This window comes from Stenotrophomonas sp. CASM106, from assembly GCF_049384825.1.
In the GTDB taxonomy this organism is placed as follows: domain Bacteria; phylum Pseudomonadota; class Gammaproteobacteria; order Xanthomonadales; family Xanthomonadaceae; genus Stenotrophomonas; species Stenotrophomonas muris.
On the sequence record NZ_JBMRFS010000003.1, the window covers coordinates 212,458 to 236,070 of the forward strand.

Consider the following 23,613-nt stretch of genomic DNA (forward strand, 5'->3'; position numbering starts at 1 on the left):
GCGGTACTCGTCACAGTAGACGCGCAGCATGGCGCAGTGCAGCAGCGGTTGCAACCGCTCCAGCCCCCGCCAGGCTTGGCTTTCAGGGGCGATCATGTTGCGCAACAAGGGTTTGCGTGCTGCGCAGCATGACCATCGGCAGGGGCCGCCGGTGCATGCCGCGGCGCCCCCCTGCGCGGCTCACCAGCCCATGTGGTGGCCGCCGTTGATGTCCAGGTTGCTGCCGGTGATCCACGAGGCTTCCTCGGCCACAAGGAAGGACACGCCATAGGCGATTTCTTCCGGCTTGCCGAGGCGTCCGGTCGGGATGTCGGCGATGATCTTGGCGCGCACGTCCTCCGGAACCGCCATCACCATGTCGGTGGCGACGTAGCCGGGCGAAATGGTGTTGACAGTGATGCCGAAGCCGGCGTTCTCGCGGGCCAGCGAGATGGTGAAGCCGTGCATGCCGGCCTTGGCCGCAGCGTAGTTGGCCTGGCCGTACTGGCCCTTCAGGCCGTTGATCGAGCTGATCTGGATGACCCGGCCCCAGCCGCGGCGGCGCATGCCTTCGATGACCGGCCGGGTGACGTTGAACACCGAGTTGAGATTGGTGTTGATCACATCGTGCCACTGGTCCGCGCGCATGCGGTGGAAGGTGGTGTCACGGGTGATGCCGGCGTTGTTGACCAGGATCTCGACCGGGCCCAGCTCGGCCTCGACGGCGCGCACGAGTGCTTCGGCGCTGTCCGGATCGGAGACATCGCCCGGGAAGATCGCCACGTGGTAGCCGCGCTCGGTCATCGCCTGCTGCCAGGCGCGGGCCTTGGCCTCGTCGCGGTAGTTGGTGGCGACCCGGTGGCCCTGGTCGGCCAGGCGTTGGCAGATGGCGGTACCGATGCCGCCGGTTCCGCCGGTGACCAGTGCGACGCGAGATGTCATGGAGTACTGTCCGGGTATCAGGTGGGGGAAGGGGGATTCTGCAACATCGGCGCGGAAAGTGCGCCGGCCGGCAACAGGATGTCGGTCCGCGGCAGCCGCGCCGGGTCGAACGCCCGTTGCGCAGCCTCCAGCAGCGCATCCCGCTCATCGGCGCCGTCCAGTGCGGCAGGCGCCTGGCCCAGCAGCTGCCAGAGCGCGCGCAATACCGGCACCGGCCGCGTGCTGTCCACCGGCAGCGACGCCAGCGACTTGGACAGTTTGTGCCCCGGGGCATCGAGCAGCAGCGGCAGGTGCCAGTAGCGCGGCACGGCCAGGCCCAGCGCCTGCTGCAGCAGGATCTGCCGCGCGGTGGAATCGAGCAGGTCGGCGCCGCGCACCACTTCGGTCACGCCCTGTGCGGCGTCATCGACCACCACGGCCAACTGGTAGGCCCAGCAGCCATCTGCACGGCGCAGCACGAAGTCGCCAACCTCGGCATGCACGTCCTGGTGCTGCGGCCCGCGCAGGCCATCATTGAAGTGCACGATGCTGCCGCGTGGCACGCGGAAGCGGACGGCAGGGTCCGGTCGTGGCTGTCGCGCAACGCAGCGGTGGTGGATGCCGCCGCTGGCGGCCAGTTCGCTGCGGCTGCAGTGGCAGACAAAGGCCAGATCGCTGGCCAGCAGCACGTCGAGCGCGGCCTGGTAGGCCTCCCCGCGCGCGCTCTGCCACAGGACCGGGCCTTCATGGGTGAGGCCGAAGGCGGCCAGCGCCTGCAGTTGTGCCTCCGCGGCGCCAGGCACCGTGCGCGGCGGATCGACGTCTTCAATGCGCAGCCGCCACAGGCCGCCGTGATGGCGGGCGAGCAGCCAGCTGCCGAAGGCGGCAAGCAGGGATCCGGGGTGGAGCAGGCCGGTCGGCGAGGGCGCGAAGCGGCCGCAGGAAATGGGGGAGGTCATGCTGGCTGAATCGTCGGTCAGGTTGGCGCTTGAATTCAAGCTGACCACACCGCAAATTGACTGGTATCGACCCCTTCCGAGCCGGATTTTCCCATGTTTACCCGCATTGCCCTGTTCCTGGCGACCAACTTCGCGGTCCTGATCCTCGCCAGCATCGTGATGTCGTTGCTGGGGGTCAATCCGAGCCAGATGAGTGGCCTGCTGGTCATGGCCGCGATCTTCGGCTTCGGTGGCTCCTTCATCTCGCTGCTGCTGTCCAAGTGGATGGCCAAGCGCTCCACCGGTGCGGTGGTGATCACCGAGCCGCGCAACCAGACCGAGCGCTGGCTGCTGGCCACCGTCGAGCGGCAGGCCAAGGCGGCCGGCATCGGCATGCCCGAGGTGGCGGTCTATGACGGCCCGGAGATCAATGCCTTCGCCACCGGTGCCAACCGCAACAACGCGCTGGTGGCGGTGTCCACCGGCCTGCTGCACAACATGAGTGAAGACGAGGCCGAAGCGGTGCTGGGCCACGAGATCGCCCACGTCGCCAACGGTGACATGATCACCATGGCACTGCTGCAGGGCGTGTTGAACACCTTCGTGATCGTGCTGGCCCGCGTGGTCGGCGGCATCATCGACAGCGCGCTGTCGGGCAACCGCGAAGGCGGCGGCCGCGGCTTCGCCTACTACATCATCGTGTTCGTGCTGGAGATGGTGTTCGGCCTGTTCGCCACGATGATCTCGATGTGGTTCTCGCGCCACCGCGAGTTCCGTGCCGATGCGGGTGGTGCCTCGCTGGCGGGCCGCCAGAAGATGATCGCCGCGCTGGAGCGCCTGCAGCTGAACCACGGCCAGAGCACGCTGCCGACCCAGATTGCCGCCTTCGGCATTTCCGGTTCGACGGCCAAGAAGCTGTTCATGAGCCACCCGCCGCTGGAAGAGCGCATCGCCGCGCTGCGGGCGTCGACGGCGGCGTAAGCCACCGCTCCACGGTAGTGCAGGAACGCCTGGCTTCGCGCCGGGCGTTTTTGTTTGCGCGATGCATTGCTGATGCCGGATCGTGCCCGGCGGATCGTTTCCGCGCCTGCGGGGAGGTGTCACTTTCTTTGCTCGTGCAAAGAAAGTAACCAAAGAAACACGCCGCCGGGGCGCGAGCCGTCGCTGCGCGACGGTTCCCTGTGCTTCTCGGCGAATCAGGGGACGGCGCCGAACTCGCTGCGCTCAGACACCGGCGCCTCTTCGCCCCTGATTCCCCTGCGATGCTCGGCTCGCTCAAGGCGGACTGGAAGATCAAGATCAAGATCAAGAACAACAGCATCCACACGTGGCGTGGATTTACTGGGTGCAGCTGTGGCATTTGACCTTGGGTCCGCCTTGAGCGAGCCGAGCACCGCAGGTCCGGCGAGGGCGAAGAGGTGCGGGTGTCTGAGCGCAGCGAGTTCCCGCACCGTCCCTCGACGGGCCGAGGAGCGCAGGGTACCGATGCGTAGCATCGGCTCGCGCCCTGGCGGCGTGTTTCTTTGGTTACTTTCTTTGCACGAGCAAAGAAAGTGACACCCCTCCGCGGTCGCGGAAACGACTCTCCGTGCGCACAAACGAAAACGGCACCCTCGCAGGTGCCGTCTCCATGAACCGCATTACGCGAAACCTCAGAACTTCGCGTCGAACTCCGCCGCATAACCGGTGTTGACCAGCACCTTCTGCAGCGACTCGGCCACCTTCAGGTTGCCGGCCACGATCTGGTGGGTCTCCGGGCCACGGTTGTCCATGCGGCCCAGGGTCGCGCCCTTGAAGTCGCAGACCTTGCCACCCGCCTCGCGGACCAGCAGCAGGCCGGCGGCGATGTCCCACGCCTTCACGCCGGCTTCGAAGTAGGCGTCGGCGCGGCCGCAGGCCACGTAGGCCAGGTCCAGTGCGGCCGAACCGGTGCGGCGGATGTCCTCGCCGTGCACCAGCAGGGCGTCAACCGCCTTCAGCTGGGCGCTGGCACGGGTGCGCTCGCGCGGTGCGAAGCCGGTGTGGATCATCGTGCCTTCCAGGTCCTTGCGATCGGCCACGCGGATGCGGCGGTCGTTCAGCACGGCGCCAGCGCCACGGCTTGCGGTGAACAGTTCATTGCGCAGCGGGTCGAAGATGACCGCATCGGTCGGTTCGCCATTCTCGACCAGAGCGATCGACACGCAGTAGTGCGGCACGCCGCGCAGGTAATTGCTGGTGCCGTCCAGCGGGTCGATGACCCACATCTGGCGGCGCTCGCCCTGCACGCCACCTTCTTCGCCGAAGATGCCGTAGTCCGGGTAAGCGCGCTTGAGTTCCTTGACGATGACCTTTTCCGCGTCCGCATCCACTTCGCTGGCGTAGTCCATCCGGCCCTTCTGCACCACGTTCAGTGCCTCGAGCTTGTTGATGTTGCGCAACAGGACGTTGCCGGCGAGGCGGGCGGCCTTGACCATGACGGTGACGGCGGGTTTCTGCATGGCGTGGGCTCCCGGAAAGGCAGAAGAGATGGACTGGCGGGGGAAAAGAGCGGGTCCGGCGCAGTGGCCGGCCGCACAGTTTACCATTGGTCATCGTCCAGCTCGACCTTTTCCCTGTTCATGTCCCAGTTTCCCGCCGCCACCCGCCTCCGATTCGTCCTGGTCGGTACCCAGCACCCCGGCAACATGGGCGCTGCCGCCCGTGCCCTGAAGACCATGGGCCTGGCCCGCCTGGTGCTGGTCGCCCCCGAAAAACCGCTGGACGAGGAGGCTTTCCGCCGCTCGGCCGGTGCCGAAGACGTGCTGGGGGACGCCCCGGTGGTGGCCACCCTGGCCGAGGCCGTGGCCGATTGCCGACTGGTGCTGGGCTGCACCGCCCGTGCCCGCCGCGTCCAGCTGGAGGAGTACCTGCCGGCCGATGCCGCCGCCCGTGCGGTGGCCAAGGCGGGCGAGGGCGCCGAGGTGGCGCTGGTGTTCGGTCGCGAGCGCACCGGGCTGACCAACGAGGAACTGCAGCTCTGCCATGCGGCGGTGCATATTCCATCCGACCCGGCGTTCAGCTCGCTCAACCTGGCAGCCGCGGTGCAGGTGCTGGCCTATGAAGCGCGCATGCAGCTGCTGGGCGCGCAGCCGGCCGCCGACGCCGAGCCGGGTTTCCGCGAACAGGCCGCCAGCCATGAGCAGATGGAGAGCTTCTTCGCCCAGCTCGGCGACACCTTGGACGAGATCGATTTCCACAAGGGCCGCGCACCGGAATCAGCGATGCGCAAGCTGCGCCGCCTGTTCCTGCGCAGCGAGCCGAGCGAGCAGGAAGTGCGCCTGTTGCGCGGCATCCTGGCCGACACCCAGCGCATGGCGCGACTGGCACAAGCGGGCAACAAGGACAGCTGACGACGTTCTCATTTTTTCGGGTAGTCTGTCCGGATACCCAGGGGGGATGAAGCCTGTGTCGGGTCTGCGAAGGGCAGTGCAGAGGGGACTGCTGAGCCTGGTCATGATCCTGCTGGCCGGGACGGTGCATGCAGCACCGGACCCGGTGCTGGTGCTGGGCCGGATCAGCGATGATCCCAAGGCCCATTACGAGCAGCTGCAGCCGTTGCTGGACTATGTGGTGGCGCGCATGCATGACGTCGGCATCAAGGAGGGGCGGATCCTGATGGCGCGCGACCCGCAGCAGATGGCCAGCTATCTGCGGCGGGGGCGGGTCGACTGGGTCACGGAAACGTCGGGTACGGCGGTGGCACTCGGCCAGCGCAGTGGCGCGCGGCCGTTGTTGCTGACCGAGCGCAATGGTGTGCGTGAGTACCAGACCGTGTTCTTCGTGCGCCGCGACAGTCCGGTCCAGCGCATCCAGGATATGCGTGGGCATCGCTTGGCGTTGCAGAACACGGCGTCCACCAGTGCCTACCTGGTGCCGGTGATGACGCTGCTGCAGGAGGGGCTGGCGCCGCAGATCCTGGCCGGCGTGTGGGACATGCCGGGCCGGGACAGTGTGGGGTATGTGTTCGCGCGCAGCGAGTTGAACATCGCTACGTTCGTGCACAAGGGCGTGGTTGACGTGGGGGCGGTGAGCAGCGTGGACTGGAACGACGAGCGACGGATGCCGGCGGCATTCCGGCGCGACTTCCGCGAGCTGCTGCGCACCAGGCCCTACCCGCGGGCGGTGGAGATGGTGCGCGCCGACCTCGACCCGCGGGTGCGTGACCGGCTGCAGGACGTCCTGCTGCAGGCGGCCAGTGACCCGCAGGCGCAGGGGGCGTTGCATCGGTTTTTCGGTACTTCCGGTTTCCACCGCGTCGATGCGCATGCGCAGCAGCGGCTGGATGAATTGAAACAAGGATTGACGCGCGTGCGGATGGAAGTGGAATGAAGTGGCTCGGCTCGGGAATGCAGGCCCGGTTCCTGCTCGCGATGGGCGGGGCGATGGTCGTGGTGGTGGCGATCCTGGCAGTGTTGCTGGGGCGGCAGGCGGCGATGCAGGGCGAGGTGCGCAACCTCAGTGGTGGCGTCATCCATGAACTGTTCGACCGCAGCGTGCGCAGCCGCGGCGAAGCGATGGCGCGCGAGCTGTCCGACGCGCTGGCCAACCCGTTGTACTACCGCGACCTGGACCAGGTCGGTGCGCTGGTGCGCAGCACCGCACGGCAGCCGGTCGTGCGCTATGTGCTGGTGTTCGACGACCGTGGCCGGCTGGTGCATGACGGCTCGATCGAGGTGTCCGGCTTCGGCCAGCCGATGGCCGACCCGCTCGCTCCCAAGGCCGCGGTGGCGCAGGCGCTGGTGGTGCAGGAATCGCCCAAGGTGCTCGACAACACCATGCCGATCATGGTCGGCAACCAGCGCATCGGCGGCGTCCGCGTCGGCATGGCGCTGGACGAGGTGCAGCAGCGCGAACAGGCAGCCAATGCCACGCTCGGCGAGCGCCTGCAGCAGGTCGGCAGCCGCCACCTGGGCTGGCTGCTGCTGATGCTGGGCCTGCTGGTGGTGATCGGCGTGGCGGTGATCCTGTACGTGCAGCGCACCCTGGTGGCGCCGATCCGGGACCTGGCCGCTGCGGCACGCCGCATCGAGGCTGGCGACTACCAGGCGCCGCTGGCCGAGAACACCCGCAATGACGAGGTCGGCGAGCTGGTGCGCGGCTTTGCCCGGATGCGCGATTCCATCGCCCGCCATGACCGCGAGGTGCGGCGCATGGCCTATACCGATGCGCTGACCGGGTTGACCAACCGGCTGGCGTTCCGGGAAGCACTGGACCATCGCCTGATGGCGGCGCGCGCATCCAATCATCGGCTGGGCCTGCTGTTCGCCGATATCGACGACTTCAAGCGCGTCAACGATACCCTTGGCCATGAGGCCGGTGACGAAGCGCTGTTGCAGTTCGCACAGCGCATCGGGCGCGCGGTTGCCGAAGCGGGAGGCGATGAGGCGCTGCTGGCCCGCTTCGGCGGCGACGAGTTCGTGATCCTGGTCGGCGATGGCGACGTGGCCGCGAACGCCCGGCTGCTGGCCGAGGTGCTGGTGCGCGAACTGGGCAAGCCGCTGGTGGTACAGGGCAGGGAGCTGTTCCTGGGGACCTCGATCGGCGTGACCCTGTTCCCGGACGATGCCGCCGATGCGACCACGCTGCTGAAGAACGGCGACATCGCCATGTACCAGGCGAAGATGGCCGGCAAGAACTGCTACCGCCATTACAGCCGGGCGATGGACCATGCGGTCGAGCGCCGCGTGCACATGGAGCAGGAACTGCGCGGGGCCTGGGAGCGCGGCGAGCTGCGCCTGGCCTACCAGCCGATCTTCCGCATGCGCGACCGGCGCATGGTCGGCGTCGAAGTGCTGCTGCGCTGGCAGCATCCGACCCTGGGTACGATTCCGCCGTCGGTGTTCATCGAAGTGGCCGAGCAGAGCGGGCTGATCGAGATCATCGGCCCGAAGGTGCTGCGTGCGGCCTGCATGGAAGCCTCGCAGTGGCCACGGGGTGCGGGCGGCGACGATCTGTTCGTGTCGGTGAACGTATCACCGCGGCAGCTGCGCGGCGGCGAGCTGCCGGCGCTGGTTGCACAGTGCCTGCATGAGTCCGGGCTACCGGCCTCGCGCCTGCACCTGGAGCTGACCGAAACCGCAGTGATCGGCGACGAGATGGTTGCCGCGCAGCTGCTGGACAAGCTGCACCGCACTGGCGTGAAGGTCTGGCTGGATGATTTCGGAACGGGCTTCTCCGGTCTCAGCCACCTGCGCCAGGTGCCGGTGGACGGCGTGAAGATCGACAAGAGTTTCGTGGCCGACATGCAGCGCGATCCCGACGATCTGGCACTGACCACGGCCATCATCGCCATGGCCCACGCGCTGGGCATCACGGTGGTGGCCGAAGGCATCGAGCAGCAGGCGCAGTTCGAACTGCTGGTGCAGCGCGGCTGCGATCTTGGCCAGGGCTACTGGCTGAGCCACCCGGTGACCGCCACCGAAGTGGTGCGGATGATCGAATCGGGTCTCTGACCGACGGTTGTTGTGTCGGGGTCAGATCCCTTTTCCGCAGGAAAAAGGGATCTGACCCCCTGCGGAATTACAGCGGGCGCTTGCTCGGGTCGCCGGGCACTTCGCGCACCAGCTTGGGAATCAGGTAGCCGGACAGGCGTGCGGTCAGGCCGGCAATCAGCGCCTTGGCCTGGCTGTCGTCCACTTCGAAGTGGGCCACGCCCTCGACCCGGTCCAGCTGGTGCAGGTAATAGGGCAGCACGCCGGCGGCGAAGCTGCGCTCGCTCAGGTCCTGCAGGGCCTGCACGCTGTCGTTGACCCCGCGCAGCAGGACGGCCTGGTTCAGCAGCTGGGCGCCGACGCCGCGCAGGCGGCTCATCGCAGCGTCCACGCTGGCGTCGAACTCATTGGCATGGTTGGCGTGGACCACGATCGCCAGCGGCCACGGCAGGCTGCCCAGCCAGGCCAGCAGCTCCTCGTCCACGCGCTCCGGCAGCACGATCGGCAGCCGGGTGTGGATGCGCAGGCGGCGGATGTGCGGGATCGCGCGCAGCGCATCGGTCAGCTCGGCCAGCTTGTGCGTGGCCAGTGACAGCGGGTCGCCGCCGGACAGGATGACCTCGTCGATGTCCGGGTCGACCGCGATGGCCGCTACGGCCTCCTGCCAGCCGCCCTTGGCGGCGTTTTCCGCGGCATAGTCGAAGTGGCGGCGGAAGCAGTAGCGGCAGTTGATCGCGCAGCTGCCGGTGGCGACCAGCAGGGCGCGTCCACGGTACTTCTGGATGACGCCGGTGGCCTTCCTGGCGGCACCATCACCCACCGCATCGAAACTGAACCCGGGTGCCGGGCGCATTTCCTCGTCGACGGGCAGCACCTGGCGCAGCAGCGGGTCGGCCGCGTCGCCCACGCGCATGCGCGCCACGAAGCCCTCCGGCACGCGCAGCGCGAACTGGGCAATGGCCGCCTCCGAGACACCCAGCGCGGCCGGGTCCAGCTGCAGCCGGGCCAGCAGGGCGTGCGGGTCGCGCAGCGCCTGGCGCCAGAGCTGCTGCCAGCGCGCGGGCGCGCCTGGCGACTGGGGCCGGGGGAAGGCGGAAAGCTGCATGGAGAGGGGGCCTGCGGTTATCATGGGGGCAGAAAAACAGTCGCCCACCGGCACCCGGTGGGCTTTCCATTCTAACGGCTCGCCGCACCCGCGGCGTTTTTGCCACTCAGGAGTTTACGCATGGCCAGCTACGGCATGAACGACGTCAAGAACGGGATGAAGATCCTGGTCAACAACCAACCGGCCGTCATCATCGACACCGAATACGTCAAGCCGGGCAAGGGCCAGGCCTTCACCCGCGTGAAGTACCGCCTGATCAAGGACGGCCGTACCCAGGAAGTGACCATGAAGTCGACCGACTCGCTGGATGCAGCCGACGTCGTCGATACCGACATGAACTTCATGTACAGCGACGGCGAGTACTGGCACTTCATGGACCCGGAATCCTTCGAGCAGGTCCAGGCCACCAAGGCCGGCATGGGCGGCGCCGAGAAGTGGCTGAAGGGCGAGGAGTCCTGCGTGGTCACCCTGTGGAACGGTGAGCCGATCTTCGTGCAGCCGCCGAACTTCGTCGAGCTGAAGATCACCGAAACCGATCCGGGCGTCCGTGGCGACACCTCGGGCGGCGGCGGCAAGCCGGCCACCCTGGAAACCGGCGCCGTGGTCCGCGTGCCGCTGTTCGTGAACCAGGACGAAGTGATCCGCGTCGACACCCGTTCGGGCGAATACTCCGCACGCGTCAAGTAAGGTTCCGGCCATAGGCCGACCTTGCGGTAGTGCCGGCCGCTGGCCGGGTACGCGCCATCGCATTCGCGCTGGCGCTCCCATGATCTGCTTCGGCAGATCATGGGCCCCCGCTTCACGGGTCTCCAGACCCCGCCGCTTCGCGGCAGCCCCTGACTCAGGGGCGTGTCCCCCAGAAGTATCTCGCCGCCCCCCAGCCAGTGAGCCCGCATGAGCGATAGCCCGCACCTCCCCGAAGCCTGCGACCTGCTCATCGAAGCCGGTTACGTCGTTCCGATCGAGCCGCATGCGGTGGTGCTGGAAGACCATGCCGTTGCCGTGCGTGGCAGCGAGATCGTGGCCATCCTGCCGCGTGCCGAGGCGCGCGCACGCTTCCGCGCCACCCAGGTGGTGAGCCGACCCGAGGCTGCGCTGATGCCGGGCCTGGTCAACGCGCACACGCACAACCCGATGACCCTGCTGCGCGGCGTTGCCGACGACCTGCCGCTGATGACCTGGCTGCAGCAGCACATCTGGCCGGTGGAAGCGGCGGTGATCGGCCCCGAATTCGTTGCCGACGGTACCACCCTCGCCATCGCCGAGATGCTGCGCGGCGGCACCACCTGCGCCAACGAGAACTACTTCTTCGGCGACGTGCAGGCCGCGGTCTACAAGAAACACGGTTTCCGCGCGCTGGTGGGCGGGGTCATCATCGATTTCCCCACCGCCTGGGCCAAGACCGACGACGAGTACTTCGCCAAGGCCGGTGAACTGCACGACCAGTGGCGCACCGATCCGCTGATCGGCACCGCGTTCGCGCCGCATGCGCCTTACACGGTCAATGATGCCAACTTCGAGCGGGTGCGGATGCTGTCCGACCAGCTCGACATGCAGGTGCACCTGCACACCCACGAGACCGCGCAGGAAATCAACGATTCGATCAGGCTGCACGGCCAGCGCCCGCTGGCGCGGCTGGATCGGCTCGGCCTGGTCAACGACCGCCTGATCGCGGTGCACATGACCCAGCTGACCGATGCGGAAATCCACCTGTGCGCCGAACGTGGCGTCAGCGTGGTGCATTGCCCGGAATCCAACCTGAAGCTGGCCTCCGGTTTCTGCCCGGCCTGCGCCCTGCAGCGCGCAGGCGTGAACCTGGCGATCGGTACCGATGGCTGCGCCAGCAACAACGACCTGGACATGTTCAGCGAGAACCGCACCGCGGCGATCCTGGCCAAGGCCGTGGCCGACGACGCCACTGCACTGGACGCGGCAACCACGCTGCGCGCGTCCACGCTGGGTGGCGCACGCGCGCTGGGCTTCGGCGACCGCATCGGCTCGATCGAAGTCGGCAAGCAGGCCGACCTGGTCTGCGTTGATCTGTCCGCGCTGGAAACACAGCCGCTGCACAACGTGCTGTCGCAGCTGGTGTACGCCACCGGCCGCCAGCAGGTCAGCGATGTCTGGATCGCCGGCAAGCCGAAGCTGGTGCAGCGCGAGCTGGTCGGCATGGACCTGCCGGGCATCATCGCCAACGCGCGCCAGTGGCGCGAGCGCATCCGCCATATCCGCGCCTGAACCCTGGCGCCGCAAGGACATCCCCCATGACTGCCCCCCACGCTTCCTCAAATTTCGATCAGGCCGAGCTGGACAAGTTCGCTGCGCTGGCCAACCGCTGGTGGGACGCTGACGGCCCGCAGAAGCCGCTGCATGCGCTGAATCCGGTGCGCCTGCAGTACGTGGCTGACCGCGTGCCGCTGCGCGGCGCACGCGTGCTCGACATCGGCTGCGGTGGCGGCCTGTTGAGCGAAGCGCTGGCCCAGGCCGGTGCTGACGTCACCGCCATCGACCTGGCCCCGGAGCTGGTCAAGGTCGCGCGCCTGCATGCGCTGGAAAGCGGCGCCCAGGTCGATTACCGGGTGCAGGCGGCCGAGGATCTGGCCGCCGAGCAGCCGGGCAGCTTCGACGTGGTCACCTGCATGGAAATGCTGGAGCACGTGCCGGACCCGGGCGCGATCATCGAGGCCTGCAAGCGCCTGCTGAAGCCGGGCGGCCACCTGTTCCTGTCGACCATCAACCGCACCGCCGCCGCGTTCGCGGTGGCGATCGTCGGCGCCGAGTACGTGGCGCGCCTGCTGCCCAAGGGCACGCACCACTACCAGGAATTCATCAAGCCGGCCGAGCTGGCGCGCTGGCTGCGCGAGGCCGACCTGCAGCTGGTGGATGTCAGCGGCATGGCCTACGAGCCGTGGCGCAACCATGCCCGCCTGAGCAGCCGCACCGACATCAACTACCTGGCCTACGCGGTCAAGCCGGCATGACCGCCGCCCGCTTCCCGCGTGCGGTGCTGTTCGACCTGGACGGCACCCTGCTGGACAGCGCGCCGGACTTCGTCGCCATCTGCAACGCGATGCTGGCCGAGCGTGGTCGTGCGCCGATCGATCCGGCGGTGCTGCGCCCGGTGGTCTCCAAGGGCTCGCGCGCGATGGTCGGGGCCGCTTTCCCGGACCTGGATGCCGCTGCGCGAGATGCACTGATTCCGGAATTCCTGCAGCGCTACGAAGCGCTGATCGGCCAGCACGCGGTGCTGTTCGATGGCGTGGCCGGCATGCTTGCCGCGCTGGATGACGCCGGCACCGTGTGGGGCATCGTCACCAACAAGCCCGAGTACCTGGCGCGGCTGATCCTGCCGCAGCACGGCTGGCAGCAGCGCTGTGCAGTGCTGGTCGGCGGTGACAGCCTGGCCGAGCGCAAACCTCACCCGCTGCCGCTGCTGCACGCTGCGCAGGCCATTGGCGTTGCTGCCGAAGACTGCGTGTACGTGGGTGACGACGAGCGCGACATCATCGCCGCGCGAGCCGCGGCCATGCCGTCGGTGGCAGCCCTGTGGGGCTACCGCCTGCACAGCGACGATCCGCTGGCCTGGCAGGCCGACGTGCTGGTCGAGAACGCTGAACTTCTGCAACTGGCCAGTCTCTGGCCGACCCGGCCGGCAGCCCCGGCCCAGCCGTAAGGAATGGTGTAGTGAGCAGTACCGCGCTGGACAGTTTCCTCGACAAGTGGCGCAGCCGTTGGCCGGAATGGTCGGTGGCCGCCCCGTTCGTGGCCGAATCGCAACGCGAGCTTGCAGTGGCGTGGTTCGCGCTGCTGCAGGAGTTCGACGACATGCTCAACACCAGCGGCGATCCGCTGCCGGCCGACGCCAAGCTGGCGTGGTGGGGCGAGGAGCTGCGCAGCTGGGCGGGACATCGCTCGCGCCATCCGCTGGGCAGGCTGCTGGAGCCGGTGCGTGCACCGTGGGCCCAGTTGGCCGAAGCACTTCCGGATCTGGTTGAAGCGCGCACGGTCGCGCTGGATGCGGCCGGCGCCGAGCGCGCGCTGGCGAACTACGCCGAGGCCGTAGCCGCGGTGGAGGCGGCCTTGTTCGCTGACAAGCCGCGCACCGGCGCCGGTCGTGCGGTGCAGCTGCAGACCTTGGCGCAGCGCCTGCAGGACGCTGGCGTGGCGGGTGTGCCGCGCAGCCTGCTGGACGAGGACGCCAGCAATGCCGCACAGCGCTGGGCGCAGCATCTGTTGAAGGGGTGGGGCACCCGCGTGCCCGGCCCGCGCCCGCGCCGCGTGTGGTCCAGCCTGGCGCGTGCGCGGGTGGCGGCACAGGCCGCAGGCAAGCCGATCGAGGCCACCCCGGTGCGCACCCTGCTGCGCGTGTGGTGGGCCGCGCGCGGTTGATCCAACGTACCTGGTAGTGCCGGCCGCTGGCCGGCATCCAGCAGGGCGCGGAAGAGGATGAGGTTGCCGGCCAGCGGCCGGCACTACCGTTACTTGCGCTCCAGCACCAGCAGCGGGTCGATACGGGTCTCGAACCAGTTCATGCCCCAGTGCAGGTGCGGGCCGGTGGCACGGCCGGTGGCGCCGACCGCAGCGATCACCTGGCCCTGTTCAACCCGGTCGCCGACCTTTACGTCGATGCGCGAGAGGTGCAGGAAGTTGGAGCTGACCCCGAAGCCGTGGTCGAGCAGCAACGTGCCGCCGGTCAGGTACAGGTCCGGGCCGGCGAAGGTGACGATGCCGGCGGCCGGTGCTTTCACCGGCGTGCCGGTCGGCGCCGCGATGTCCATGCCGGAATGACCGGCACCGGGCTGGCCGTTGTACACGCGCGCATTGCCGAAGCGGCCGCTGATGCGGCCCTGCACCGGCCAGATGAAGGTCTGGGTGAAGTCGGTACGGTCGTCATCGCGGGCACGCGCGGCAGTCACCTGCGCCTGTTCGCGCTTGATCCGCTCGGCAATTGCCGGCGGCGGGTTGACCGTCTTCGGCGGCACACCATTGACCCGCTCTGTGGGCCAGTCGCGCGGCGTCACCGCAATGGTCGCGGTCTCGCTGCCACCATCGGGGCGCTGCACCTGCACGCGCAGCGGGCCCTTCTCGTCACGGCCAATGCCGAACACCACGCTGCCGTAGCCGCTCACCCGCAGCTGGCGACCGGCGTACTGCACGCGGCTGCCGGCGGGAACCTTGCCGATCACCAGTGCGCCCTGCGACGCACTGGCCGGGAACACCACGCGGCTGTCGATCAGGCTGCCAATGCCATCCTGCGCCTGCGCCGCGGGTACGGAAAACAGGGGCGCGGCCAGCAGCGCCCCGATCAGAAGTGCCGAGCGCATCAGCGGTCGTAGGTCATGCGCTGGCCGGCGGGTTCGCCCACCAGGTTGCTGCCGTCCCACACCAGCTGGCCGTTGACCCAGGTGGAGGCGACGCGCGAACGGAAGGTGGTGCCCTCAAACGGCGACCAGCCGCACTTGGACAGCACGTCCTCGCGCTTGACCGTGAACGGCACGTCTTCGACCAGGACCAGATCGGCGAAGTAGCCTTCGCGCAGGAAGCCACGTTCTTCCACGTCGAACAGCTGCGCCGGGGCGTGGGCGAACTTCTGCACCACCTGCTCGCGGGTCAGCTTGCCTTCGTGCACGCGCTCCAGCGCGGCCACCAGCGCGTACTGCACCAGTGGCAGGCCGGAGGGGGCCTGCGCGTAGGGCTTCTGCTTCTCTTCCCAGGTGTGCGGCGCGTGGTCGGTAGCCAGCACGTCCAGCACGTCGTCGGCCAGCGCAGCGGTGATCGCTTCGCGGTCGGACACTTCCTTGATGGCTGGGTTGCACTTGATCAGGTTGCCCTTGGTCGCATAGTCCGGGCGCGCGAAGTGCAGGAAGTGCACGCAGGTTTCAGCGGTGATCTGCTTGCGGCTGCCATCGGCGCGGATCAGCGGGCCCTTCTCGAACAGCGCCAGTTCATCGGCGGTGGAGATGTGCAGCACGTGCAGGCGGGTGCCGTGTTTGCGCGCCAGCGACATCGCCAGGCGGGTCGACTTGATGCAGGCTTCGCGCGAGCGGATGTCCGGGTGCATGTCCGGGGTCAGCGCATCGCCGTACTTTTCCTGGAAGGCCTTCAGGTTGGCATCGATCATCGGCGTGTCTTCGCAGTGCGTGATGATCGGGGTCGGGCATTCGCGGAAGATCGCGTCCAGCGTTTCGGGGTTGTCGACCAGCATGTTGCCGGTCGAAGCACCCATGAACACCTTCACGCCCGGCGCCTTCTTCGGGTCCAGCGCACGGATGGCGTCCAGGTTGTCATTGCTGGCGCCGTGGTAGAAGCCGTAGTTGGCCCAGGCGCGGCCGCGCGCGAGCTCGTACTTGGCTTCCAGGATGGTCGAATCCAGCGTCGGCGGGTTGGTGTTGGGCATGTCCATGAAGCTGGTCAGGCCACCGGCCACGGCCGCAGCCGATTCGCTGGCGATGTCGCCCTTGTGGGTCAGGCCTGGTTCGCGGAAGTGCACCTGGTCATCGATCATGCCCGGGAGCAGCCAGCGCCCGGCCGCGTCCACCACCTGCTCGCCGTCGCGCGGCGCCAGCCCGTTGCCGATCTGCGCGATGCGGCCGTTCTCGATGCGCAGGTCGCCGTCGAAGGTGCGGCCTTCGTTGACCATGCGGGCATTGGTGATGAGGGTGGAGGACATGTCAATGTTTTCCTGTGCAACGGCAAGAGGGGGCGTTGGGGGACTCGGGCACGGGGTCGAAGCCGCCGGGATGGAACGGGTGGCAGCGGCCCAGCCTGCGCGCAGCCAGCCAGCTGCCGCGCAGCGGGCCGTGCCGCGAGATCGCGTCCATCGCGTATTCAGAACAGCTCGGCACGAAACGGCAGCGGGGCCCCAGCAAGGGGCTGATGAAGCGCTTGTAGAAGCGCAGCAGGGCGATGAGCAGGCGCGAGATCACCCAGTCATCTTATGCCAGTTGGCATGAAGGCCGCATTTGTGCAGGATGGGCCGTTGGTCGCATGTCGCCGATGGCCTGCGACCGGTACCAGCACCGTCGGGTGCTGGCCAGGTTCCGTACCGCGCAAGGCGGTCCGTGTTCGTCGGACTGCCCATTGGGCGCCTTGGCTCCAGGACTGAATGGAGCAGGGTGCCGAGGTTGCTGCTGCGGGTCGGGTAGGCTATAAAGGCCCGCTTTCCCGGGCCCCGGGGAATCCAAGGAAGAGCGTTTCGTGGCTGCTAAAAAAACTGCAAAGAAGGCCGCAACGGCCGCCAAGAAAACCGCCAAGCCTGTTGTGAAGAAGTTGGCGGCAAAGCCCGTTGCCAAGAAGCCGGCGAGCAAGCCGGCGACCAAGGCAGCGTCCTCGCAACCGGCGGCCAGGAAGGCCACCGCAAAGAAAACGCCGGTCAAGGCAACCAAGCCGGTGGCGAAGAAGGCCGCTGCGCCCGCCAAGGCCAAGCCAGCCGCTGCCAGCAAGAAGGCGCCGGTGAAAAAGGCCGTCAGCAAGGCTGCGCCGGTGAAGAAGACCGTCGCCAAGCCGGTGGTCAAGAAGGCAGCAGCCAAGCCGGCGCCGAAGGCGGTGGTGAAGAAGGCTGCAGCCAAGCCGGTCGCCAAGCCGGCGGCAAAGAAGGTCGCTGCGGCCAAGCCGGTCGCCACGCCTGCCGCTGCAAAGAAGGTTGCCAAGAATGTTGCCGCACCGGCCGTAAAGCCGGCCCCGGCCCCAGTAGTGAAGTCCGCACCGAAGCCTGCTGCCAAGCCGGCTCCGGCCAAGCCTGTCCCGGCCAAGACCGTGGCAGTGGCAGCAGCCCAACCGGCCTCCAAGCCGGCCCCGGCCGCCGCTCCTGCCGCTTCGAAGGCCCCGCAATCCAAGAATCCCGTGCCCGTTTCGAAATCGCCTGCCAAAACCGCCGTGAAATCCGATTCCGCCCCGAAGACCGTGTCGCGCCCTGTCGGCAAGGTTGCCGTGGCCGTCGCCGCCCGCTCGGCAGCACCGGCCCCGCGCAGCAAGTACAAGGTGGTCGAATACAAGACCGACGAGGCCACCGGCCGCCCGATCCTGCCGGCTGGCTACAAGCCGTCCTCGGAAGAGGAATACATGAGCCCGCTGCAGCAGGAGTATTTCCGCCAGCGCCTGCAGAACTGGCGCGCGGACCTGGTGGAAGAGTCCAAGCAGACCATCGAGAACCTGCGCGAGGAAGTGCGTGACATCGGCGACGAAGCCGAGCGCGCGACCCGCGAGACCGAGAACTCGCTGGAACTGCGTACCCGCGACCGCTACCGCAAGCTGATCGGCAAGATCGACAGCACCCTGAAGCGCCTGGAAGCGGGCGACTACGGTTACTGCGTCGACACCGGCGAAGAAATCGGCCTGGAGCGCCTGGAGGCGCGCCTGACCGCCGAGCGCACCATCGATGCCCAGGAGCGTTGGGAGCATCTGCAGAAGCAGCAGGGCGACTGATTCCTGATCGTTGTCTGGTCATGCAGAAAACCCGGCTTCGGCCGGGTTTTTTGTTGGGTTCGAGTTGGCTGTGTAGAGCAGCGTCTTCCGGGTATCGGGCGGAGCCTGCGGGTGGGTCCGATGTAGAGCCGAGCCCACGCTCGGCTCAGGCCGAAGCCGGAGGGCAAGGAAGAGCAAAAGCAAAAGCAAAGGCAGGCAAGCATGGCTTGGCTCTATCAGGAGCGGTCATGCGTGCGCTCGCGGCTGTTGGGTCCGCCTTGTAGCGAGCCGAGCACCGCAGGGGAATCAGGGGCGAAGAGGCGGCTCTATCCTGTAGAGCCGACTGCTGGTCGGCTGGCTCTCCGCGTCGTCCCCTGATTCACCGAGGAGCACAGGGCACCGGCGCGCAGCGCCGGCTCGCGGATGGCGGCGTGTTTCTTTGGTTACGTTTCTTTTCGCGCGAAAAGAAACGTGACACCCCACCGCGGTCGCGGAAAGAGCCCGCCGGGCATGGCCCGGCGCGTGGGCGCACGGAAATACGCAGCCGAGCATGGGCTCGGCTCTACAGGCTCACTGCAGGTCGCGAAGATTCAACTTCCGCAGCGTCGGGTTCTTCCACGCGGTGATCCCGGCCACGCTCAGCACCGCGAACCCGCCCAGCACCACGGCCGGTACCAGGCCGAGCAGCTTCGCCATCGTGCCGGCATAGAACGCGCCCAGCTCGTTGGACGAACTGATGAAGATGCCGTTGATCGACGATACGCGACCGCGCATTTCTTCCGGCGTGGCCAGCTGCAGGATGGTCGAGCGGATCACCACCGAGACGCCATCGAAGGCGCCGTAGAACAGCAGGATCAGCGCCGACAGCCAGAAGTGCTGCGACAGCCCGAAGCTGATCACGCACAGGCCGAAGCCGGCCACCGCGAACAGCAGCACGCGGCCGGCATTGCGGTGCAGCGGGTGGCGGGCCAGCCACAGGCCCACGCACACCGAGCCCAGCGCCGGCATCGCGCGCAGGATGCCCAGGCCTTCCGGGCCGTGGTGCAGGATTTCGTGCAGGAACGCCGGCAGCATCGCCACCACGCCGCCCAGCAGCACCGAGAACATGTCCAGCGCCATCGCGCCGACCATGATCCGGTTGCCGACCACGAAGCGCGCGCCTTCGGCGATGCTCTTGAAGATCGGCGCGGCAGGGCCGGTGTGCACCGGCTCCTCCACTTTCAGCGTGGCCAGACAGGCCATCGCCACCAGCGCGAAGGCGGTGGCCACCGCGTAGGACAGGCCCTTGCCACCGAAGCCGACCAGCACGCCGCCCAGTGCCGGGCCGGCGATCATGCCGGCCTGGAATACCACCGCGCCCAGGCCGGCGCCACGCGCGAACTGGTCACGGGCCAGTACGCGGGCGAACAGGGCGTTGTAGATCGGCGACAGGAAGGCGCGGACCATGCCGGTCAGTGCAATGGCTGCGTAGATCGGCCACACGCCGTCGATCGGCAGCCAGCCCATGGCCACGCTGGTCAATACCAGTGCGGTGGCGATCAGTCCGCAACAGGCGACCATGCCCAGGCGGCGGCGCGGCAGGTGATCCACCAGGTAACCGGCGAACGGCGCCACGCAGAAGAACGGCAGCACCTCGGCCAGGCCGATCAGGCCCAGCGAGAACGGATTGCGGGTAACTTCGTAGATGTGCCAGCCGACGGTGACCGCGACCACCTGGTAGGACAGCATCGCGAAGATGCGGTACGCCAGCAGCCTGGCGAAACCGGGCCGGGACAGCAGGCCCAGCGCGCTGTCTTCGGCTGTGGCAGGCTCGCTCACGACGGGTCGCGCTGCAGCTGGGCCTGCGCGGTCTCGCGGATGAAGGCCAGCATCGCCGCCACGCCGTTGCTGCGGGTCGGCGAGAGGTGGCGGGCCAGGCCGATGTCCTGGATGTAGCTCGGCTCGGTGGCCAGGATCTCCTGCGCCGAGCGCCCGGAGTACACACGCAGGGCCAGGAAGATCAGGCCGGAGACAATCGCCGAATCACTGATGGCATGGAAGCGCAGCGACTGCGCGTTGCCTTCGGGCACGATCCAGACCATCGACTGGCAGCCGAGCAGGCGATGCTCTTCGGTCTTCCATTCTTCCGGGAAGGCCGGCAGCTTGCGGCCGAGGTCGATCAGGTACTGGTAACGCTCGGACCAGTCGCCGAAGAAGCCGAATTCCTCGGCGATGGCGGCCTGTGCCTCGGCGGCGGTGGGTTCAAGCGGGAACGGGGAGTCGGTCACAACAGTCTCTACGGTGGGGGCGTGGCCGGCGTACCGGCCACGGGGCAGGGCGGGTCAGCCGCGCTTGCGCGACCAGCGCACGCCCTGCGGGGTGTCTTCCAGCACGATGCCTTCGGCGGCCAGCTGGTCGCGGATGGCGTCGGAACGGGCGAAGTCGCGCGCCTTCTTGGCCGCGGCACGCTCATCGATCAGGCCCTGGATGCGGGCATCGTCACCGCCGTCGCTGGCCGCAGTGCCGAACCACTGCGCTGGATCGGCCTGCAGCAGGCCCAGTGCCAGTCCGGCACCGAGCAGTTCACCCTTCAGGCGCGCCTGCTCGGCCGGATCGGTGGCACGACGCGCATCGGCGGCGATGCGGGCCACTTCGGCCAGTGCCTGCGGGGTGTTCAGATCGTCATCCAGGGTCGCTTCGACCGTGGCCGGGATCGCAACGACCGCCTCGACTGACGCCAGTTCGCGCAAGGTGCCGTACAGGCGGTCCAGGGTGCGCACCGACTGTTCGATCAGGCCATCGGACCAGTCCAGCGGTTGCCGGTAGTGGGCCGACAGCAGGGCCAGGCGCAGTGCTTCCGGCGGGTGCTGGCGCACCAGGTCGTGCACGCGCTCGATGTTGCCCAGCGACTTGCTCATCTTGGCGCCGCCGAAGTTGAGCATGCCGTTGTGCAGCCAGAAGCGGGCGAAGATCTTGCCGCCGTGGGCGCACTCGCTCTGCGCAAGCTCGTTCTCGTGGTGCGGGAACTGCAGGTCGACGCCGCCGGCATGGATGTCGATGGTCTCGCCCAGGTGGGCGGCGGCCATTGCCGAGCACTCGATGTGCCAGCCCGGGCGGCCACGGCCCCAGGGCGACGCCCAGCCGGGCAGGTCGTCGCTGGACGGCTTCCACAGCACGAAATCACCCGGATCACGCTTGTACGGGGCCACGTCGACACGGGCGCCGGCCAGCATTTCGTCCGGATCGCGGCGCGAGAGCTTGCCGTAGCCATCGAAGCTGGCCACCGCGAACAGCACGTGGCCTTCGGCAGCGTAGGCATGCCCGTTGGCGATCAGCTGCTCGATCATGGTGATGATCTGCGGAATGTGCGCGGTCACCTCCGGCTCGATGTCCGGCGGCACCACGCCCAGCGCGGCCATGTCCTCACGGTAGGCGGCGGCGAACCTGTCGGTGATGGTGCTGATCGGTACGCCCTGCTCGCGCGCGGCGGTGTTGATCTTGTCGTCCACGTCGGTGATGTTGCGCGCGTAGCGCAGGCCACCGAAACGGCGCCGCAGCAGGTCGGCCAGCACCCCGAACACCACCGGGCCACGGGCGTTGCCGATGTGCACGTAGTTGTAGACCGTCGGGCCGCACACATACAGGGTCGGACAGGCTGGATCGAGCGGGGTGAACGGTTCGAGCTGGCGAGTCAGGTTGTTGTGCAGGCGCAGGGTCATGGGGCTGTGGCTGGGGGACAAGCCTGTGATTTTAGAACGTGTCGGCCCCCTTTGGGGGCACCCGTTGCCACCGGTGGACGCCGAGGCCACCCGGGGTGGGGTGGGCAGGAGCGGCGTGGACGGGTAATGTTCAGCCCCTTGCGCTCGCCACTGCCTACACTATTGCCGTGTCCTTGCTCCCGTCGCCAATGAAATCCACCGCGTTGCTGACCCTGGCCTGCCTGTCGGCGCTGCCCGCCGTGGTGCTGGCGCAGGAGGCCGAGCCCCGCAACCGGGTGGTGATCGTTGAGAACGTGAAGTTCGACTACGCCCAGGTGCTGAACGTGGAGCCGGTGTTCCAGACCCTGCGCGCGACCCGCACCGAGGAGCACTGCGAGCCGGTGTCGACCCGGACCCTGGCCCCGGTGAACGTGACCGGCGAGGAGCCGGTCGAGGACAAGGGCCGGATCAGCCGCTTCTGGGACTCGGTGCGTTCGATGTTCAAGCGCAGCGACGAAGAGGCCGTTGAGGAGCCCGGAGCCGAGACGCCGGCCCCGGCACCGGCCAACACTGGCCCGATGCTGACCCGCGACTGCCGCATCGTGCCGGTGGGGCGTGAATTCCGCCGGCCCATCGCCTACGACGTGGATTACGTCTACAAGGGCACCAAGTACCGTTCGCGGCTGCCGGAAGACCCCGGCAACCGGCTCAAGATCCGGGTGTCGATCACGCCCTGGGTCGGCCCGGAGCAGGGCACGGCCAGCAATCCCTGATTCTGGGACCCCGGCCCTTGCGCCGGCCTCGGCCGCATGCAAAGATGGCTGACCATGAAGCTCACCGACTTCCAGCACGACAGCAGCGCAGCCCGACAGGCGTCGGGCATGACCTCGCGTGCGCGTCGACCGGAACCCCACATTCTCGCTGGGTAACCGGAGCTTTTTGCTGTTCGTCCGAAAAAACCCAGCCCGCCGGCTGGGTTTTTTCGTTTCCGCGCTTCGAAAATGCATCTTCTGAAAGCTGCAACTGCAATCTTCCCGCTCCACCTTTGATTCCTGTTTTCCCTTCCACCGCGTCGAAACCGGCGCCGCCACGCAAGGAAAGATGATGTCCCCCAAGCACTTCCTGAACACCCAGGACTGGAGCCGCAGCGATCTCGACGCGCTGTTGACCCAGGCGGCGCTGTTCAAGCGCAACAAGCTCGGCGACCAGCTCAAGGGCAAGTCGATCGCGCTGGTGTTCTTCAACCCGTCCATGCGCACCCGCACCAGCTTCGAACTGGGCGCGTTCCAGCTCGGTGCCCACGCGGTGGTGCTGCAGCCGGGCAAGGATGCGTGGCCGATCGAGTTCAACTTCGGCACGGTGATGGACGGCGATACCGAAGAGCACATCGCTGAAGTGGCCAAGGTGCTGGGTCGTTACTGCGACATCATCGCCGTGCGTGCGTTCCCCAAGTTCATCGACTGGGCCTACGACCGCCAGGACATCGTCCTCAACAGCTTCGCCAGGTACTCGCCGGTGCCGGTCATCAACATGGAGACCATCACCCATCCGTGCCAGGAGCTGGCCCACATCATGGCCCTGCAGGAGCACTTCGGCACCCAGGACCTGCGTGGCAAGAAGTACGTGCTGACCTGGACCTACCACCCCAAGCCGCTGAACACCGCCGTTGCCAATTCGGCGCTGACCATCGCCACCCGCATGGGCATGGACGTGACCCTGCTGTGCCCGACCGCCGACTACATCCTCGACGAGCGTTACATGGGCTGGGCCGAGCAGAACGTGGCCGAGAGCGGCGGCTCGCTGAAGATCAGCCATGACATCGACAGCGCCTACGCCGGCGCCGACGTGGTCTACGCCAAGAGCTGGGGCGCGCTGCCGTTCTTCGGCAACTGGGAACCGGAGAAGCCGATCCGCGACCAGTTCAAGCACTTCATCGTGGACGAGCGGAAGATGGCGCTGACCAACAATGGTGTGTTCAGCCACTGCCTGCCGCTGCGCCGCAACGTGAAGGCCACCGACGCGGTGATGGATTCGCCGCAGTGCATCGCCATCAACGAAGCCGAGAACCGCCTGCACGTGCAGAAGGCGATCATGGCGGCGGTTGCCGGGCGCTAGATCGAACAAGGGGTAGAGCCGAC

The 23,613-nt window shown here is 67.7% G+C and carries 22 protein-coding genes; 12 read left to right on the plus strand and 10 right to left on the minus strand.

From position 1 onward, the window contains the following. Positions 1 to 180 precede the first annotated feature (180 nt). Positions 181 to 921, minus strand: a complete 741-nt coding sequence (locus tag VG556_RS08375) for a beta-ketoacyl-ACP reductase (protein WP_014647808.1) — start codon at positions 919 to 921, stop codon at positions 181 to 183. Positions 922 to 938: 17 nt separating this feature from the next. After that, on the minus strand, positions 939 to 1,859 hold the full coding sequence (gluQRS, locus tag VG556_RS08380) for a tRNA glutamyl-Q(34) synthetase GluQRS (protein ID WP_100450348.1): 921 nt from the start codon (positions 1,857 to 1,859) through the stop codon (positions 939 to 941). A 93-nt stretch (positions 1,860 to 1,952) separates the two neighbouring features. Between gluQRS and htpX the strand changes: the two genes are divergently transcribed. Further along, positions 1,953 to 2,819: a protease HtpX gene (gene htpX, locus VG556_RS08385; protein WP_014647806.1), complete on the plus strand. Its 867-nt coding sequence runs from the start codon at positions 1,953 to 1,955 to the stop codon at positions 2,817 to 2,819. A gap of 671 nt (positions 2,820 to 3,490) precedes the next feature. Here htpX and VG556_RS08390 read toward each other — a convergent pair. Continuing rightward, the gene (locus tag VG556_RS08390; protein ID WP_100450347.1) at positions 3,491 to 4,318 is read right to left on the minus strand and encodes an inositol monophosphatase family protein; all 828 of its coding nucleotides are present in this window, start codon (positions 4,316 to 4,318) and stop codon (positions 3,491 to 3,493) included. Positions 4,319 to 4,438: 120 nt separating this feature from the next. On the opposite strand from VG556_RS08390, the gene VG556_RS08395 reads away from it, so the two are divergent. From VG556_RS08395 to VG556_RS08405, 3 genes are all read left to right on the plus strand, one after another. Beyond that, positions 4,439 to 5,209, plus strand: a complete 771-nt coding sequence (locus VG556_RS08395) for an RNA methyltransferase (RefSeq protein WP_100450346.1) — start codon at positions 4,439 to 4,441, stop codon at positions 5,207 to 5,209. A gap of 103 nt (positions 5,210 to 5,312) precedes the next feature. Then, positions 5,313 to 6,188 carry a phosphate/phosphite/phosphonate ABC transporter substrate-binding protein gene (locus VG556_RS08400; RefSeq protein WP_227864238.1) on the plus strand — a complete coding sequence of 292 codons (876 nt, stop codon included), beginning with the start codon at positions 5,313 to 5,315 and terminating at the stop codon, positions 6,186 to 6,188. Next, complete coding sequence (locus VG556_RS08405; RefSeq protein ID WP_014647803.1) at positions 6,185 to 8,311, plus strand: putative bifunctional diguanylate cyclase/phosphodiesterase; 2,127 nt, start codon at positions 6,185 to 6,187, stop codon at positions 8,309 to 8,311. The genes VG556_RS08400 and VG556_RS08405 overlap by 4 nt, the downstream gene beginning before the upstream one ends. 67 nt (positions 8,312 to 8,378) lie before the next feature. Here VG556_RS08405 and epmB read toward each other — a convergent pair whose 3' ends face one another. Beyond that, on the minus strand, positions 8,379 to 9,419 hold the full coding sequence (gene epmB, locus VG556_RS08410) for an EF-P beta-lysylation protein EpmB (protein WP_100450523.1): 1,041 nt from the start codon (positions 9,417 to 9,419) through the stop codon (positions 8,379 to 8,381). Between the two features lie 96 nt (positions 9,420 to 9,515). On the opposite strand from epmB, the gene efp reads away from it, so the two are divergent. The 5 genes from efp (at position 9,516) to VG556_RS08435 (ending at position 13,784) form a co-directional block, all read left to right on the plus strand. Continuing rightward, positions 9,516 to 10,082, plus strand: coding sequence for an elongation factor P (efp, locus tag VG556_RS08415; protein WP_005410381.1), 567 nt, complete (start codon positions 9,516 to 9,518; stop codon positions 10,080 to 10,082). A 207-nt stretch (positions 10,083 to 10,289) separates the two neighbouring features. Further along, positions 10,290 to 11,633, plus strand: a complete 1,344-nt coding sequence (locus tag VG556_RS08420) for a TRZ/ATZ family hydrolase (protein ID WP_100450345.1) — start codon at positions 10,290 to 10,292, stop codon at positions 11,631 to 11,633. Positions 11,634 to 11,659: 26 nt separating this feature from the next. Then, the gene (gene ubiG / locus VG556_RS08425) at positions 11,660 to 12,376 is read left to right on the plus strand and encodes a bifunctional 2-polyprenyl-6-hydroxyphenol methylase/3-demethylubiquinol 3-O-methyltransferase UbiG (RefSeq protein WP_014647800.1); all 717 of its coding nucleotides are present in this window, start codon (positions 11,660 to 11,662) and stop codon (positions 12,374 to 12,376) included. After that, positions 12,373 to 13,068: a phosphoglycolate phosphatase gene (locus VG556_RS08430; RefSeq protein WP_100450344.1), complete on the plus strand. Its 696-nt coding sequence runs from the start codon at positions 12,373 to 12,375 to the stop codon at positions 13,066 to 13,068. Before ubiG ends, VG556_RS08430 begins: the two co-directional genes overlap by 4 nt. Positions 13,069 to 13,079: 11 nt before the next feature. Continuing rightward, positions 13,080 to 13,784 carry a squalene/phytoene synthase family protein gene (locus VG556_RS08435; RefSeq protein WP_032956133.1) on the plus strand — a complete coding sequence of 235 codons (705 nt, stop codon included), beginning with the start codon at positions 13,080 to 13,082 and terminating at the stop codon, positions 13,782 to 13,784. An 89-nt stretch (positions 13,785 to 13,873) separates the two neighbouring features. Here the strand turns inward: VG556_RS08435 and VG556_RS08440 are convergent, their stop codons facing one another. Genes VG556_RS08440 through yidD form a run of 3 tightly spaced genes read right to left on the minus strand, consistent with a single transcriptional unit; the run spans position 13,874 to position 16,321 of the window. After that, the gene (locus VG556_RS08440; RefSeq protein WP_162292853.1) at positions 13,874 to 14,719 is read right to left on the minus strand and encodes a M23 family metallopeptidase; all 846 of its coding nucleotides are present in this window, start codon (positions 14,717 to 14,719) and stop codon (positions 13,874 to 13,876) included. Next, positions 14,719 to 16,065, minus strand: coding sequence for a dihydroorotase (locus VG556_RS08445; protein ID WP_014647796.1), 1,347 nt, complete (start codon positions 16,063 to 16,065; stop codon positions 14,719 to 14,721). The genes VG556_RS08440 and VG556_RS08445 overlap by 1 nt, the downstream gene beginning before the upstream one ends. A gap of 1 nt (position 16,066) precedes the next feature. After that, the gene (yidD, locus tag VG556_RS08450; protein WP_014037867.1) at positions 16,067 to 16,321 is read right to left on the minus strand and encodes a membrane protein insertion efficiency factor YidD; all 255 of its coding nucleotides are present in this window, start codon (positions 16,319 to 16,321) and stop codon (positions 16,067 to 16,069) included. A 271-nt stretch (positions 16,322 to 16,592) separates the two neighbouring features. Between yidD and dksA the strand changes: the two genes are divergently transcribed. Next, a complete protein-coding gene (gene dksA, locus VG556_RS08455; protein WP_075076325.1) occupies positions 16,593 to 17,819 on the plus strand; it encodes an RNA polymerase-binding protein DksA in 1,227 nt (408 codons plus the stop codon). 549 nt (positions 17,820 to 18,368) lie between these two features. Here dksA and VG556_RS08460 read toward each other — a convergent pair. Genes VG556_RS08460 through cysS form a run of 3 tightly spaced genes read right to left on the minus strand, consistent with a single transcriptional unit; the run spans position 18,369 to position 21,496 of the window. Then, a complete protein-coding gene (locus VG556_RS08460) occupies positions 18,369 to 19,616 on the minus strand; it encodes an MFS transporter (RefSeq protein WP_032956128.1) in 1,248 nt (415 codons plus the stop codon). Continuing rightward, positions 19,613 to 20,065, minus strand: coding sequence for a SufE family protein (locus VG556_RS08465; RefSeq protein ID WP_014647792.1), 453 nt, complete (start codon positions 20,063 to 20,065; stop codon positions 19,613 to 19,615). Before VG556_RS08465 ends, VG556_RS08460 begins: the two co-directional genes overlap by 4 nt. Positions 20,066 to 20,119: 54 nt before the next feature. Further along, complete coding sequence (cysS, locus tag VG556_RS08470; RefSeq protein ID WP_014647791.1) at positions 20,120 to 21,496, minus strand: cysteine--tRNA ligase; 1,377 nt, start codon at positions 21,494 to 21,496, stop codon at positions 20,120 to 20,122. 188 nt (positions 21,497 to 21,684) lie between these two features. Here cysS and VG556_RS08475 point away from each other — a divergent pair, with 188 nt between their 5' ends. Then, positions 21,685 to 22,248 (plus strand): hypothetical protein, encoded by a 564-nt coding sequence (locus tag VG556_RS08475; protein WP_014647790.1) that lies wholly within the window; start codon positions 21,685 to 21,687, stop codon positions 22,246 to 22,248. Positions 22,249 to 22,579: 331 nt separating this feature from the next. Then, a complete protein-coding gene (locus VG556_RS08480; RefSeq protein WP_100450343.1) occupies positions 22,580 to 23,590 on the plus strand; it encodes an N-acetylornithine carbamoyltransferase in 1,011 nt (336 codons plus the stop codon). The last annotated feature ends 23 nt before the right edge of the window (positions 23,591 to 23,613 follow it).

Bases quoted from the DNA above. Each gene is read 5' to 3' on its own strand.
- ubiG (WP_014647800.1), top strand. From the start codon at position 11,660: ATGACTGCCCCCCACGCTTCCTCAAATTTCGATCAGGCCGAGCTGGAC.
- VG556_RS08445 (WP_014647796.1), bottom strand. From the start codon at position 16,065: ATGTCCTCCACCCTCATCACCAATGCCCGCATGGTCAACGAAGGCCGC.
- VG556_RS08395 (WP_100450346.1), top strand. From the start codon at position 4,439: ATGTCCCAGTTTCCCGCCGCCACCCGCCTCCGATTCGTCCTGGTCGGT.
- VG556_RS08375 (WP_014647808.1), bottom strand. From the start codon at position 921: ATGACATCTCGCGTCGCACTGGTCACCGGCGGAACCGGCGGCATCGGT.
- VG556_RS08390 (WP_100450347.1), bottom strand. From the start codon at position 4,318: ATGCAGAAACCCGCCGTCACCGTCATGGTCAAGGCCGCCCGCCTCGCC.
- gluQRS (WP_100450348.1), bottom strand. From the start codon at position 1,859: ATGACCTCCCCCATTTCCTGCGGCCGCTTCGCGCCCTCGCCGACCGGC.
- htpX (WP_014647806.1), top strand. From the start codon at position 1,953: ATGTTTACCCGCATTGCCCTGTTCCTGGCGACCAACTTCGCGGTCCTG.
- VG556_RS08400 (WP_227864238.1), top strand. From the start codon at position 5,313: ATGATCCTGCTGGCCGGGACGGTGCATGCAGCACCGGACCCGGTGCTG.
- VG556_RS08480 (WP_100450343.1), top strand. From the start codon at position 22,580: ATGTCCCCCAAGCACTTCCTGAACACCCAGGACTGGAGCCGCAGCGAT.
- cysS (WP_014647791.1), bottom strand. From the start codon at position 21,496: ATGACCCTGCGCCTGCACAACAACCTGACTCGCCAGCTCGAACCGTTC.
- VG556_RS08475 (WP_014647790.1), top strand. From the start codon at position 21,685: ATGAAATCCACCGCGTTGCTGACCCTGGCCTGCCTGTCGGCGCTGCCC.
- VG556_RS08430 (WP_100450344.1), top strand. From the start codon at position 12,373: ATGACCGCCGCCCGCTTCCCGCGTGCGGTGCTGTTCGACCTGGACGGC.
- VG556_RS08440 (WP_162292853.1), bottom strand. From the start codon at position 14,719: ATGCGCTCGGCACTTCTGATCGGGGCGCTGCTGGCCGCGCCCCTGTTT.
- VG556_RS08420 (WP_100450345.1), top strand. From the start codon at position 10,290: ATGAGCGATAGCCCGCACCTCCCCGAAGCCTGCGACCTGCTCATCGAA.
- epmB (WP_100450523.1), bottom strand. From the start codon at position 9,419: ATGATAACCGCAGGCCCCCTCTCCATGCAGCTTTCCGCCTTCCCCCGG.
- VG556_RS08405 (WP_014647803.1), top strand. From the start codon at position 6,185: ATGAAGTGGCTCGGCTCGGGAATGCAGGCCCGGTTCCTGCTCGCGATG.
- efp (WP_005410381.1), top strand. From the start codon at position 9,516: ATGGCCAGCTACGGCATGAACGACGTCAAGAACGGGATGAAGATCCTG.